Annotated in this window: 16 protein-coding genes; 10 read left to right on the top strand and 6 right to left on the bottom strand. The window is 67.0% G+C overall.

Annotated elements, in window-relative coordinates; translation table 11 throughout:
* Positions 1-20: 20 nt before the first annotated feature.
* Positions 21-194 (bottom strand): NepR family anti-sigma factor, encoded by a 174-nt coding sequence (locus tag HL653_RS01930; protein WP_171746725.1) that lies wholly within the window; start codon positions 192-194, stop codon positions 21-23.
* Between the two features lie 298 nt (positions 195-492).
* Between HL653_RS01930 and HL653_RS01925 the strand changes: the two genes are divergently transcribed.
* The 3 genes from HL653_RS01925 (at position 493) to HL653_RS01915 (ending at position 2,242) form a co-directional block, all read left to right on the top strand.
* Positions 493-1,284: a response regulator gene (locus tag HL653_RS01925; protein ID WP_171743008.1), complete on the top strand. Its 792-nt coding sequence runs from the start codon at positions 493-495 to the stop codon at positions 1,282-1,284.
* Between the two features lie 83 nt (positions 1,285-1,367).
* On the top strand, positions 1,368-1,508 hold the full coding sequence (locus HL653_RS01920; RefSeq protein ID WP_171743007.1) for a hypothetical protein: 141 nt from the start codon (positions 1,368-1,370) through the stop codon (positions 1,506-1,508).
* Positions 1,509-1,615: 107 nt separating this feature from the next.
* Positions 1,616-2,242 (top strand): sigma-70 family RNA polymerase sigma factor, encoded by a 627-nt coding sequence (locus tag HL653_RS01915; protein WP_171743006.1) that lies wholly within the window; start codon positions 1,616-1,618, stop codon positions 2,240-2,242.
* Positions 2,243-2,390: 148 nt separating this feature from the next.
* Here the strand turns inward: HL653_RS01915 and HL653_RS01910 are convergent, their stop codons facing one another.
* Positions 2,391-2,561: a hypothetical protein gene (locus tag HL653_RS01910; RefSeq protein ID WP_171743005.1), complete on the bottom strand. Its 171-nt coding sequence runs from the start codon at positions 2,559-2,561 to the stop codon at positions 2,391-2,393.
* A gap of 62 nt (positions 2,562-2,623) precedes the next feature.
* On the opposite strand from HL653_RS01910, the gene HL653_RS01905 reads away from it, so the two are divergent.
* The 7 genes from HL653_RS01905 to HL653_RS01875 all read left to right on the top strand — a co-directional run bounded on the left by HL653_RS01905 (position 2,624) and on the right by HL653_RS01875 (position 8,990).
* The gene (locus HL653_RS01905; protein ID WP_253717461.1) at positions 2,624-5,314 is read left to right on the top strand and encodes a bifunctional [glutamine synthetase] adenylyltransferase/[glutamine synthetase]-adenylyl-L-tyrosine phosphorylase; all 2,691 of its coding nucleotides are present in this window, start codon (positions 2,624-2,626) and stop codon (positions 5,312-5,314) included.
* 57 nt (positions 5,315-5,371) lie between these two features.
* Entirely contained in the window at positions 5,372-5,836 is a 465-nt protein-coding gene (locus HL653_RS01900; RefSeq protein WP_171743004.1) for a peroxiredoxin, read from the top strand.
* Positions 5,837-5,886: 50 nt separating this feature from the next.
* Entirely contained in the window at positions 5,887-6,744 is an 858-nt protein-coding gene (locus HL653_RS01895; RefSeq protein ID WP_171743003.1) for a ferritin-like domain-containing protein, read from the top strand.
* Positions 6,745-6,842: 98 nt separating this feature from the next.
* Complete coding sequence (locus tag HL653_RS01890) at positions 6,843-7,556, top strand: M23 family metallopeptidase (protein ID WP_171743002.1); 714 nt, start codon at positions 6,843-6,845, stop codon at positions 7,554-7,556.
* Positions 7,557-7,631: 75 nt separating this feature from the next.
* The gene (erpA, locus tag HL653_RS01885) at positions 7,632-7,964 is read left to right on the top strand and encodes an iron-sulfur cluster insertion protein ErpA (protein ID WP_171743001.1); all 333 of its coding nucleotides are present in this window, start codon (positions 7,632-7,634) and stop codon (positions 7,962-7,964) included.
* Positions 7,965-7,977: 13 nt separating this feature from the next.
* On the top strand, positions 7,978-8,166 hold the full coding sequence (locus HL653_RS01880; RefSeq protein WP_253717459.1) for a hypothetical protein: 189 nt from the start codon (positions 7,978-7,980) through the stop codon (positions 8,164-8,166).
* Between the two features lie 44 nt (positions 8,167-8,210).
* Positions 8,211-8,990: an exodeoxyribonuclease III gene (locus tag HL653_RS01875; protein WP_171743000.1), complete on the top strand. Its 780-nt coding sequence runs from the start codon at positions 8,211-8,213 to the stop codon at positions 8,988-8,990.
* A 169-nt stretch (positions 8,991-9,159) separates the two neighbouring features.
* Here the strand turns inward: HL653_RS01875 and HL653_RS01870 are convergent, their stop codons facing one another.
* The 4 genes from HL653_RS01870 to HL653_RS01855 form a co-directional block, all read right to left on the bottom strand.
* The gene (locus tag HL653_RS01870; protein ID WP_171742999.1) at positions 9,160-9,483 is read right to left on the bottom strand and encodes a DUF167 domain-containing protein; all 324 of its coding nucleotides are present in this window, start codon (positions 9,481-9,483) and stop codon (positions 9,160-9,162) included.
* Positions 9,480-10,655: an N-acetyltransferase gene (locus tag HL653_RS01865; protein ID WP_171742998.1), complete on the bottom strand. Its 1,176-nt coding sequence runs from the start codon at positions 10,653-10,655 to the stop codon at positions 9,480-9,482. Before HL653_RS01865 ends, HL653_RS01870 begins: the two co-directional genes overlap by 4 nt.
* A 14-nt stretch (positions 10,656-10,669) precedes the next feature.
* The gene (locus tag HL653_RS01860; protein WP_171746722.1) at positions 10,670-11,377 is read right to left on the bottom strand and encodes a sterol desaturase family protein; all 708 of its coding nucleotides are present in this window, start codon (positions 11,375-11,377) and stop codon (positions 10,670-10,672) included.
* Positions 11,378-11,573: 196 nt separating this feature from the next.
* Entirely contained in the window at positions 11,574-13,106 is a 1,533-nt protein-coding gene (locus HL653_RS01855; protein WP_171742997.1) for a DHA2 family efflux MFS transporter permease subunit, read from the bottom strand.

Genomic DNA, 13,106 nt, shown 5'->3' with positions numbered 1-13,106 from the left:
GGACCGACGGCTACCCGCCGTCAGCTAAGCTTGCCGAGAAGATCGATGAATTCATCGGGCACGTCCTCACGCACCGCATCTTCATAGGCGGTCTTCAATGCGTTCGCGACGTGCGATTCCGGGGCACCCGGCTTCTTCTTGCGGGGCGATTTATCGCCGCCGCCACCGCTCCCGCCCCGACCTTTCTTTTCCACGACCAAGCCGTCAGCCCCCTGAATCACTTCGAACCTCTACGGTTCGGTCGTCTCTTGATGATCAACGCCTGATACCTCGCAACACGCTGCTTCAACAGCGCTCCGCCAACGGCTTTTTTGGCTCGTTGACGAGGATGCACATCGGCAGTGAAACAAAAGTTGACGACGATGGTTCCAGTCAGGCGGCAAGAAAGTTCATCTTGCTCGTGCGGGGGCATCGGCATCGTCCACGGGGCCCGTGCGTTTTCGGTTTCATCTGCTTATCCACTCAGTTCACACGTCAGGAGCATTGCCGCCCATGTCGCTCGGCCAGGATCTCGCCCCGCACCTTCCCTTCCTGCGCCGTTATGCGCGCGCCCTGACCGGCACCCAGCAGCATGGCGACGCCTATGTCCGCGCGACGCTGGAGGCGATCGTCGCGGCGCCCGGTGATTTTCCGCGCGACGTGGATGTCCGCCTCGGACTCTATCGCACCTTCCAGCGCATCTGGGGTTCGGTGAACGAAGAGGGCGGCGAGGGAGAGGATGGCGATCCGCAGGCCGGCATCGCCAATGCCCGCCTCGCCAAGATCACGCCGCTGTCGCGTCAGGCGCTTTTGCTCACCCAGCTCGAAGGCTTCACGCCCGAGGATGCCGCTTATCTGATGGACGCGTCGGCGGCCGAGGTGGAGGAATATGTGCGTGACGCCGTGGCCGAGATCGAGCGGCAGACGCGCGCCGACGTGCTGATCATCGAGGACGAGCCGATCATCGCGATGGATCTGGAAACGATCGTCCGCGATCTGGGCCACAACGTGACGGGCGTTGCCGTCACGCGCGATGAGGCGGTGGCGCAGGCGCTGGCGCAGCGGCCGGGCCTCGTTCTGGCCGACATCCAGCTGGCCGACGACAGCTCGGGCATCGATGCGGTGAAGGACATCCTCGCCGAATTCGCGGTGCCGGTGATCTTCATCACCGCCTTCCCGGAGCGCCTGCTGACGGGCGAGCGGCCGGAGCCGACCTTCCTGATCACCAAGCCCTTCCAGCGCTCCACGGTGAAGGCGGCGATCAGCCAGGCGCTGTTTTTCGACGCGGCGACCATCCCCGCCTGAAAGTTTCATAGTCGAAACGAATGGAACCGCCTCCACTTGCGACCGTTGGCCATCAGTAACGATCGCAAGTGGAGAGGCCCGTCATGGCCGAAGATAAACCAGTCCACCTGACGCGGACGGAGGCCCGGAGCGGATCCTCCAACCACGTCACCCGCTATGTGCTGCCGATCAGCCTGGCGCTGGTGATCCTTCTTTTCGCCGTGATTCTGCGGATCTGGTGGTGAGTGGCGCTTTGCTTTCGTCCGATACTGCCCTTGCGGCGCCGGGGCATCGGCCCCAAATTCCTTCCAGTCGGGGCGTTGTCAGCCCATCACCGGGAAATGATCACGATATGACCGACGCACAGGAGGACGTGTCCCCCCCGGTGGAGCACGTCGCCCTCTCCGATTCCGAATTCAAGACGGAGCTGGCGCGGGTCATCCCGCACCTGCGCGCCTTCGGGCGTTCGCTCTCCGGCAATCGCGATCTGGCGGACGATCTGGTCCAGGAAACGCTGCTGAAGGCATGGGCGGCGCGCAAGCGCTTCCAGGCCGGCACGAACATGCGCGCCTGGACCTTCATCATCCTGCGCAATCTGTTCCTCAGCCAGATGCGCCGCGCGCGCTTCAAGGGCGAATGGGACGATCTGACGGCGAGCAAGATCCTCGCGGCGCCGGCCAGCCAGGATCGCCACGTCGATCTGGGCGATCTGCAGCGGGCCCTGCTGCATCTGCCGCAGCCGCAGCGCGAGGCGCTGATCCTCGTGGGCGCGGGCGGCTTCGCTTATGAGGAGGCGGCCGAGATTTGCGGCTGCGCGGTCGGCACGATCAAGAGCCGCGTTGCGCGCGGCCGCGTCGCGCTCGAACAGTTGATGAGCGGCGGCGATCTGCCTTCGCGGCGCCTGCATTCCAACAAGGGCGACGAAACCGCGCTGCAGGCGATCATGGGTGAAGTGGACGAACTGAGCCGGGGCCGCTGAGCGGACCCGGCGACCTTTGCGGATCACGGTCATGCTGAACTCGTTTCAGCATCCATGACCGACCCGATCGGCTGGGCTCAACGGTCAGGTCATGGACCCTGAAACAAGTTCAGGGTGACGGGGAGTGGAGGGGCGAACCGCCCGGCGCTTATTTCAGCTTGGAGAGCAGGCGGCGGAACTCTTCCGTCGCGATGGGCGGCGCGGAATAGCTGTTGCGCAGCGCGGCGCCCACGCCCTGATAGACGGCAGGCGGTGGCACCGTGACCGGCTTGCGGTCACCCTCCTCACTGGAGGACGCGAAGTCTACGGATAAACCCATGTAAAGTGTAACGACCGAGTCGGGCGTAAGGTTGCGTCGGCCGGCGGGGGTGAAGGGCCGACGTGACGGAAAGCAATAGCGTGGCGGATTTTGGCGGAGGAATCGAACGGGCGGAGGCGCATGCGCCGTTCCTGCGCCGCCTGATCGCCCGCCGTCGCGATGTGGTGGACCGGCTGGCGGGCGACGGGCTGAGCGCCACGCTGGCGGCGGCGCGCGCGGAGTCCGACGCGGAGAGCGATACGGCGCTGGCGCTGCGGCGAGAGCGGCAGGCGGTGGCGCTCTCGGTGGCGCTGGCCGATCTGGCGGGCGCGTCGTTCGAGACGGTGACGCGCGCGCTCAGCGACTTTGCCGATCATGCGCTGGATCGTGCGATTCACTCGATCATCGAGGAGCGGGGCGGGGAGGGCGCGATCGGCTTCGGCGCGCTGGCGCTGGGCAAGCAGGGCAGCCGCGAGCTCAATTATTCGTCCGACATCGATCCGATCCTGCTGTTCGATCCGGCCACGCTGTGGTGCCGACCGCGCGAGGAGCCCGGCGAGGCGGCGCAGCGCATCGCGCGCCGGATCGTGGAGCTTCTGCAGCAGCAGACGGGCGACGGCTATGTGCTGCGCGTCGATCTGCGCCTGCGCCCGGCGGCCGAGGCGACGCCGCTGGCCGTGCCGATCGGCCTCGCGATCAGCCATTATGAAACCTCCGCTCTGCCGTGGGAGCGCGCCGCGTTCATCCGGGCGCGGGCGGCGGCGGGCGATGTCGCGCTGGGTGCGGGGATGCTCACGCATCTGCGCCCGTTCGTGTGGCGGCGTGCGCTGGATTTCGGCGCGATCGGGGAGTTGCGCGATCTCTCGCGCCGGATCCGCGATCATCACGGCAAGGTGCGCGTGCCCGCGCCCGGCTATGACGTGAAGCGCGGGCGCGGCGGCATTCGCGAGATCGAATTCTTCGCGCAGATCCACCAATTGATCCATGGCGGGCGCGAGCCGGCCCTGCGCGTGCCTGCCACGCTGGATGCGCTCGCCGCGCTCGCGGAGGCGGGGCGGATCGATCCGGAGGAAGCGCGCACGCTCGGCGACACCTATCGCCTGCTGCGAACGATCGAGCATCGGCTGCAGATGGTGGAGGATCAGCAGACGCATCGCCTGCCCGAGGATCCGGCCGCGCTGGACAATGTCGCGCGTCTCTCGGGCTATGCCGATGGGGGCGACCTGATCGCGGCGCTGGCGCCCGCCGCCGAGGTGGTCGGGCGCATCTATGACGGGCTGGAGCCGGACGAGGCGCCGCCTCTGCCCGAAACGCGCTCCGATCTGGAGCAGGCGCTGGCCGAGCGGGGTTTTCCCGATCCCGCCCACGCGGCGAAGCGGATCGAGACGTGGCGGAAGGGGCAGGCGCGCACCACGCGCAGCGCGGCGGCACGCGCGGCGCTGGAGAAGGTGCTGCCCACGTTGATCGCGGCCTTCGCCGAGGCGGCCGATCCGCACACGGCGCTGTTGCGCTTCGACGATCTGGTCGCGCGTCTGCCGAGCGCGCTCAACCTGTTCCGCCTGCTGGAGGCGCAGCCGAATCTGCTGGGTCTGCTCGTGCGCGTGCTGTCGCTCGCGCCCGCGCTGGCGGCCGATCTGGCGCGACGGGCGAGCCTGCTGGACGGCCTGATCGACGCGAGCGCGCTGGAGGCGCAGCCCGCCACCGACGCGTTGGCGGCCCAGTTCGCGAAGGGCGAGGCGCGCGAGGATTATCAGGGCCTGCTGGACCGCGTGCGCGCCGAAGTCAGCGAGCGGCGCTTCGCGCTCGGCGTGCAGGCGGTGGCGGGCGCGCTCGATCCGCTGGCGGTGGGTGCGGGCTATGCGCGCGTGGCGGAGGCGGCGTTGCGCGTGCTGGCCGCCGCGACCGTGGCGGAGTTCGAGCGCACGCATGGCCGGATCGCGGGCGGCGAACTGGTGATCCTCGCGCTTGGCCGCTTCGGCGGGGGGACGCTCACCCACGCCTCCGATCTCGATCTGGTCTATCTGTTCACCGGCGATTTCCTGGCGGAATCGGATGGGGCGAAGCCGCTGGGCGCCACCCATTATTTCAACCGGCTCGCCAGCCGCGTTTCGGCGGCGATGTCCGTGCCCACCGCCAGCGGGCCGCTCTACGAGATCGATACGCGGCTGCGGCCGTCGGGCACGCAGGGGCTGCTCGCCGTCTCGCTCGACAGTTTCCAGCGCTATCAGGCGGAGAGCGCCTGGACGTGGGAGCATATGGCGCTGGAGCGCGCGCGGCCGGTGTTCGGATCGGCGCAGGCGCAGGCGGCGCTGGCGGCGATCGTCGAGGGCGCGCTCAGGCGGCCGCACGATCCCGCGAAGCTCGCCGTCGATGTGGTGAAGATGCGGGGCGATATCGCCGCGCACAAGCCGGCGGCGGGCCCGTTCGACGTGAAGGCGATCGACGGTGGGCTGATCGACGCCGAATTCGCGGTGCACTTCCTGCAATTGCGCGAGCGGATCGCGATCACGCCCGATCTCGCGCGTGCGGCCGCGACGCTGGAGGGGGAAGGGCTGCTCGCGGCGGGCTTCGCCGATGCGCTGGCGCTGCTCACCCGGATGCTGATCGTGCTGCGGCTTGTGGCGCCGGGCGGCGCGGCGCCGGCCGAGCCCTCACATATATTGGTGGCGGAGGCCTGCGGATATTCAAGATGGGAGGAGTTCCTGCCTGCTTACGATGCCGCCCGTGCGCTGATCGGCGGCGAATGGCGCCGGCTGGCCGCCTTGGGAGAATAAACGATGTTCCGATCCTTGGGCCGCCTGTTTAGGAGCGAGCCACGACAGGAGATTCCCATGCTGAACGAAGGCGATCAGGCCCCGAACGTCACGCTGCAGGCGGCCGATGGCAGCGCGCAGCCGCTCGCGGCGCTGCGCGGCGACAAGGCGCTGGTCCTCTATTTCTATCCCAAGGACGATACGAGCGGCTGCACGCGCGAGGCGATCGATTTCTCGGCGCAGCTGGCGGCGTTCGAGGCGGCGGGCGCAGGCGTGCTGGGCGTCTCCAAGAACAGCCCCAAGGATCATGCGAAATTCACCGCCAAGCACGCGCTGACGGTGCCGCTGGCGACCGATCCCGACGGATCGGTGTGCGAGGCGTTCGGCGCGTGGATCGAGAAAAGCCTCTACGGCCGCAAATATATGGGCATCGATCGCGCCACCTTCCTGATCGCGGCCGACGGCACGATCGCGAAGATCTGGCGCAAGGTGAAGGTGCCGGGCCATGTCGATGCGGTGCTGGCCGCGGTGAAGGCGCTTTGACCCTCGATCCTCCCCGGAGCGGGGAGGGGGGCGTAGCGGCGGGACGTGACATGCCGGGGACATGTCACAGCCGCGAAGCCCCCTCCCCGTGCCGGGGAGGATCTTTGGGGAGCGCCTGCCGCTCCGTTCTGATGACGGGCGATCCCTACGCCAAGGTGATGGCCGCCCGCGCCGTCGCGCGCGAGTGGCGGCTGGGGCGGCTGGCGCACGAATTCGACGTGGCGATGCCCGATCGGCCCGCGCGGGGCGAGCGACCCGAATTGCTGCCACCCGCGCGCATGCCCAAGCGGCGCAAGGGCGGCAGCATCGCCCATCGTATCGCTCTGCTCCATGCCATCGCGCATATCGAATATGTCGCGATCGATCTGGCGGTGGATCTGGTCGGCCGCTTCGGCGGGCAGTTCCCGCGCGCCTTCGCCGACGACTGGATGAAGGTCGCGGCCGAGGAGGCGATGCATTTCGCCTTGATCCAGCGCCGTTTGCGCCAGCTTGGTGCCGCCTATGGCGACCTGCCCGCGCATGACGGCCTGTGGGAGGCGGCCGAGGCGACCGCGCACGATGCCGCCGCGCGGCTGGCCGTCGTCCCGCTGGTGCTGGAAGCGCGTGGACTGGACGTGACGCCGCAGATGATCGTGCGGCTGGATGCGGCCGGCGACGGCATTTCTTCGCGGATTCTCGCGCGTATCTATTCCGACGAGATCAATCACGTCGCCACGGGCATGAAATGGTTCGAGTCATCCGCACGGGATTCGGGCGTGACGCCGGCCGAACAGTGGCGCGCGCTGGTCGGTCGCTACTTCGGCGGTGCGCTGAAGCCTCCGTTCAACGATTCGGCGCGTGCTTCTGCCGGTCTGACGCCGGAATTCTACGCGTCGCTTGCGGTCCCGGAACCAAGCGCACAGACCTGAATGCGTCGTTGCGGGAGGGGCATCTCCAGAACGGCAGCTTAACCTGACCGTGCGGGAGCGGGGGCTCTCACGCGGGCTAAGCCTCCGTTGGGGATCGCATGACCGCACGTTTGAAGACCGGCTTCCGTTCGTTCTCCACTCTCCTTGTCGCCTTCGGTCTGATGACCGCCGCCGCGCCCGCTTTCGCGGATACCGCCGCACCGCAGGTTGGCGACAAGATCGGCGACGTCACCGACGAGGCCGCGCTCGACTCCATCGACGATGCCGCCGCCGTCTCGGGTGGCGACGATGCGTTCCACGCGATGTTCATGGGCTGGAAGAAGCAGGACGCGATCGGCCAGGGCGTGATCGCGGTCCCCTCCGCCAAGCCGATCAACGCCGCCACCTTCACCTCCGGCTACGGCGTCCGCTCCGATCCGTTCCGCCACGCGGCGGCGATGCATGCGGGCATCGATCTGGCGGCGCCGCAGGGCACCGCCGTCTATGCCACCGCCGACGGCATCGTCGACAAGGCCGAATGGTCGAACGGCTACGGCAATCTGGTCGAAGTCGCGCACGGCAAGGGCGTGCAGACCCGCTTCGGCCACCTTTCGCGCATTCTCGTCCACTCGGGCCAGCTCGTCCATCGCGGCGATCTGATCGCTCTGGTGGGTTCCACCGGCCGCTCGACCGGCCCGCACCTCCATTATGAAGTCCGCATCGACGGCCACGCCGTGAATCCGGTGCCCTTCCTGCAGGCGGGCGACTATGTCGTCGCGATGCAGCAGCGTTCGAGCGACATCGCGACGGGCGGCCCCGACGACGTCGATTGAATTGGGTGATTTCGGTATATGGTGACGTCCGGGGCGGAGCTTGTCGCCCATCTTCGCGCTTCCTATCTTGCGCCCATGAGCGAGACTGCGATCGACCTGACCTCTTCCGCTGCCGAGCGGGTCGCGACGATCGCGACCAAGCAGGGCAAGCCGGCCATCCTGCGCCTGTCCGTCGAAGGCGGCGGCTGCGCGGGCTTCCAGTATAAATTCGGTCTCGCCGACACGGTGGAGAGCGAGGATGAGGTGGCGGAGCGCGATGGCGTTCGCCTCGTCGTCGATCCGGTCAGCCTCGATCTGGTGCGGGGCAGCGCCGTGGATTTCGTGAAGTCGCTGGGCGGCGCCTCGTTCCAGGTGACCAACCCCAATGCCGCCTCGGGCTGCGGCTGCGGAACCAGCTTCTCGGTCTGATCGCGCGACCATCGTGCACAGCTGGACCTTCGTTTTCCTGATCTGCGGGATCTTCGCGATCGCGCGCGGCATCGCCGATCTGCGCCGCCGCAGCTTCGTGTGGGGCGGGCTCGGTCTGTTCGCCGGGCTGCTGCTGCTGCTCACGCCGGTGCCGACGGACACGGTGAAGTTCGATCTGCCGCTGCAGAACGCGCAGCACTGAATCGGGCAGAGACGCCGGGCGCGTCGCTGCGCTATGCGGCTCCCATGAAGATCGCCACGTTCAACATCAACGGCATCGGCGCACGCCTGCCGCGCCTCCTCGAATGGCTGGAGGAGACCAAGCCGGACGTCGCCTGCCTGCAGGAATTGAAGGCACCCGACGAACGCTTTCCGGAAATGGAGATCCGCGCGGCCGGCTACAGCGCGATCTGGCATGGCCAGAAGAGCTGGAACGGTGTCGCCATTCTCGCGCGCGAGGGGCTGGATCTGGTCGAGACGCAGCGCGGCTTGCCGAACGATCCCGATCCCAGCCACAGCCGCTATATCGAGGCGGCGGTGGGCGGCGTGATCGTGGGCGGCCTCTATCTGCCGAACGGCAATCCGCAGCCCGGCCCCAAGTTCGACTATAAGCTGGCCTGGTTCGAAGCGCTGCTGGAGCGCGCGCAGACCCTGTTCGCCAGCGAACAGCCGGTGGTGCTGGCGGGCGACTGGAACGTGATCCCGACCGATCACAAGGACGATATCTGGGATGCGCGCCGCATGGCGGACGATGCGCTCTCCCAGCCCGAAAGCCGCGCCGCCTTCCGCCGCCTGATCCATGCCGGCTGGACGGATGCGATCCGCGCGATCCATCCGCGCGGGCCCGTCTATACCTTCTGGGATTATACGATGAACGCCTGGGCGCGCGATGCCGGCTTCCGCATCGATCATCTGCTGCTCAGCCCGGCGGCGGCCGACCGGCTGGCGGATGCGGGCGTCGATCGCGACACGCGAGGCAAGGAAAAGGCGAGCGATCACGCACCGGTGTGGGCGGTGCTGCGGTAGGGCCTGGGTTGCGCGGGATACGCCCCACCTCAGAGATCGACCCGCAGATCTTTCGGATCTCCCCCCACTCCGTTCGTTCTGAGCGAAGTCGAAGAACGTGCCGCAGGGACGCCGCGTGAAGCCCGTGTTTCGGCTTCGCTCAGCACGAACGGGGTGGGGGGCACAGTCCCTATCCCGTGCCGTTCGCCAAGGCGGTGAGCCTTTCGGCCAGCGTTTCGCGATCGCCCGCAAGGCGGACCATCTTCACCCGGCCCGTTTCGCCCGAGGCGATCGTGATGTCGCTGGCCCGCAGCCGCAATTGCTTGGCGAGGAAGCGGATCAATCCCGCATTGGCCGCCCCGTCCACAGGAGGCGCCGCGATCCGGATCGACAGCAGGGGGCGCCCATCCGCATCGGCGATGATCCCGGCCACGGCGCCGCGCGAGGCCTTCGGCGTGACGCGGACGGCGAGCCGGAGACCGGCGCCGTCCTCGGCCCAGGGCAGGGCCGTCACAGCGTCTTTTCGTAGATCCGGTAGGTCTTGTTGATCGTGCAGTCGATCGCTTCGGCGATCGAGTTCATCCCCTGATTGTCCTCGAGGATCCAGCCGATCTCACCGCGCGTGGAGCCATAATAAGCCACCGAATCGCGGCGGATATATTCGATCATCATGAAAGCGAGCTGGCTGGCCATGCGGCTCGCCTGCAGCCGCTTCACCACGCCCATCAGCGGCACGCGCATCGTGTTGACCTTGGGCTTGCCGGAGAAGCCGCCGTTCAGGCGCCACAGCAATTTGATGAAGCCGAACGGGAACAGCTCGCCATTCAGGTCCGCCTGAAGCTCGTTCAGGTTCGGCCAGGTCATCATGAAGGCGACGGGCTCGCCGTCCAGCTCGGCCACGCGGACCAGATCGTTGAAGATGATCGGCTTCATCTTCTTGCCGGCGAACGCGATCTCGCTCGCGGTGAAGGGCACGAAGCCCCAATTGTCGCTCCACGCATCGTTGAGGATGGCGAGGATGATCGCCGCTTCCTCGGCGAATTTCGACTTGTCGACCTTGCGGATCCGGATGCGCGGATTCTTCTCGCCGGACTGGATGATGCGCTGGATCAGCGGCGGGAATTGCCGGGTGATGTCCAGCTCCCAGGTGTGGAGATCCTTCACCTTGGCATAGCCGGCGGCCTCGACCCACGCTTCGTAGCGCTTGTCGTCATGGCCCATCATCACGGTCGGCGACTGATCGTGGCCTCGGATGAGCAGGCCCGGCTCTTCCCAGATCGACATCGAGATCGGGCCGATCGAGCGCTTCACGCCCTTCTCGCGCAGCCAGTCCTCGGCGCGCGCGATCAGCAGGCGGGCCGTTTCCTGATCCTCGGCATCCAGATAGCCCCAATTGCCGCTGTCGGCGCCGCCGCCCTTGTCGGCGGGCATCGGCGTCCAGGCATGATCGATCGAGGCGGAGATACGTCCGACGATCTCGCCGCCGCGCTCCGCCAGGAACAACTGGGCCTCGGCATGCTCGAAGAACGGATTCTTGCCCGGCGTGATGAGCCCCATCGACTCATCCTTGAGCGGCGGCACCCACGCCGGATCTTCCGCATAGAGGCGGAAGGGCAGGTTCACGAACGCCTTGCGGTCCGCCTTGGTGACGACCGGGCGGATCGTCGTCGCGCTCGATGTGGCCATATAGGAGTGGGGCCTCAGTGCTTGATGCGGGTGGAGGGATGACCGGTGGCGACGCCGCCCGACAGCTCGGCAACCTTCGGCCAGCGCTTGGCGACCTCGGGCGTGTAGCCCAGGTTGAACACGGTCGGGCTCTTCTTCCGCTCGCTCACCTTGGCGTACATCGTGCCGAACAGGCGATCCCAGAAGAAGTTGGTGATGCCGAAATTGCCGGTTTCGTCATGGAAATGGTGCGCCATATGGCGTTGCTTCATCATCACCAGCGCGGGATGCTTCGGCGTGTAGGCCAGATGCTGGATGCAGTGGCAGAATTCGTAGAAGCAGGTCATCAGCAGGCCGGAGGAGAAGGCGGCCGCCGCGCCGCCGAGGCCGCCGATCAGCCAGCCGACGGGCGCCGAGGCGAGGAAGATCGTCGGCAGCGTCGTGTGCAGCGCGCCGAACAGGATCTCCAGGTGGTTCGGGTCCTGATGATGATCGTAATGGATGCGCTTCCAGGTGGAGGCGAGGAACGGCACCTTGTACATCCACTGGCTATGCAGCACCCAGCGGTGGAGCGCGTACCAGACGAGCGGATAGAGCAGGATCGAGCTGGCGACCGCCGCGATCGTCTGCAGCGCGGAGGTGGGATACAGGCCGGACACGACGGCCGCCACGATCGCGATGAGGATGTAGGCGATGATCGCCGGATACTGGAAGAAAGCCACGACCAGCTGGCGCATGTTCATGCGGTCCAGATGATGTTCCCGACGCCAGAAACTGGGCTTGAGGGCATTGTTCGCCACGATCGATCCACTCTGAAAGACTTGGTCGCCGCAAAGGCGGTCGACGCGATATGGTCAATGCCTCTGCTCGCGCAATAAGGCGCTTTTGCGACAGGGATGCGGCGCCGGAGTACCGATTTCGGCGCCGCATCCCCGTCGATCAGTGGGCGCTCCCCGGCGGCGGGGCGGCACGCGGGCGGGGTGCGAACCACACGAGCGTGGAGCTGATGAACAGCAGCACGGCCGCGCCCTGGAAGATATGGACCAGCGACAGCGCGAAGCCCTGGCTCATCACCAGCTGCTCCAGCAGGCCGCGCGCGCGTTCGCCGACGAAGCCGGCTTGGGCGAGCTGATCCTGATAGAGGCCGGGCTGGAGGATGTTGGTCAGTTCGGACCGCTGCGCCTCCGCGCCATTCTGCCACAAGGTCGTCGCGATCGACGTTCCGAACGCGCCCGAAAGCGTGCGCGCGAAATTCTGGAGGCCGGCCGCCCCCGGCACCTCATGCGGATCGACGGCGGCCAGCGCGATCATCGTGACGGGCACGAAGAACATCGGCATGCCGATGCCCAGCAGCAGATGCGGCAGCATCAGGTGGAAATAATCCACATCGGTCGACCAGTGCGAGCGGATCAGCATCGTCACGCCCATCCACAGCACGCCGATCGTGTAGATCCGTCGTGGATCGGTCTTGGCGACCAGCTTGCCGACAATGGGCGACATGATCACCGCGAACAGCCCCTGCCACGCCACGACGAAGCCGGACCAGGTGGCGGTATAGCCCATCGCCCCCTGCAGCCACTGCGGCGTCACCACGATCGCCGAAAAGAAGATCGCGTAGGTGAGCGAGAGGGAGATCACCGACATGGTGAAGCCCCTGTGCCGGAACACGCGCAGGTTCACCGCCGGTTGCTCCTCGGTCATCTCCCAGATGACGAAGGCGACGAAGCCGATCGCCGCGACCACGGCGAGCACCTTGATCAGATCGGACGAGAACCAGTCATGGTCGCGGCCGATATCGAGCATGATCTGCAGCGCGCCGACCCAGATGACGAGCAGGATCATCCCGCCCTTGTCGATCGGCGCGGCGCGCGTCGGCGTCTCGAAACTCTTCAGGTTGATGAAGGACCCGCCGACGCAGATGATCGCGATCGGGATGTTGATGAAGAAGATCCAGTGCCACGACCAGTTGTCGCTGATCGGACCGCCCAGCAAAGGGCCCGCGATCGGCGCGACCACGGTGGTCATCGCCCACAGGCCCATGCCCTGGCCGCGCTTCTCCGGCGGGAACACCGCCATCAGCAAAGTCTGGGTGAGCGGCATGATCGGGCCGCCGCAAATGCCCTGGCCGATGCGGCAGGCGACGAGCATGCCCAGCGTCGTCGACAGGCCGCACAGCACCGAGAAGATGCCGAAGCCCGTCATCGCGACGAGATAGGTGCGGACCGTGCCGAAGCGGGCGACGAGCCAGCCGGTGAGCGGCACGCAGATCGCCTCCGCCACCGAATAGGAGGTGATTACCCACGTACCCTGATCGGGCGAGATGGCGAGGCTGCCCGCGATATGCGGCACGGACACGTTGGCGATCGAGATATCGAGCACCACCATGAAGTTGGAGAGCGCGAGGATCACGCCCACCAGCCAGGGGTTCACCGCCGGCCTGGCCTGCGGCGCGGTGGCCGCCGCACTTGCCAT

The organism is Sphingomonas sp. AP4-R1, from assembly GCF_013113735.1.
Classification (GTDB): domain Bacteria; phylum Pseudomonadota; class Alphaproteobacteria; order Sphingomonadales; family Sphingomonadaceae; genus Sphingomonas_I.
The sequence above is the reverse complement of the archived record's forward strand: the minus strand, read 5'-3'. Positions and strand labels throughout refer to the sequence as shown.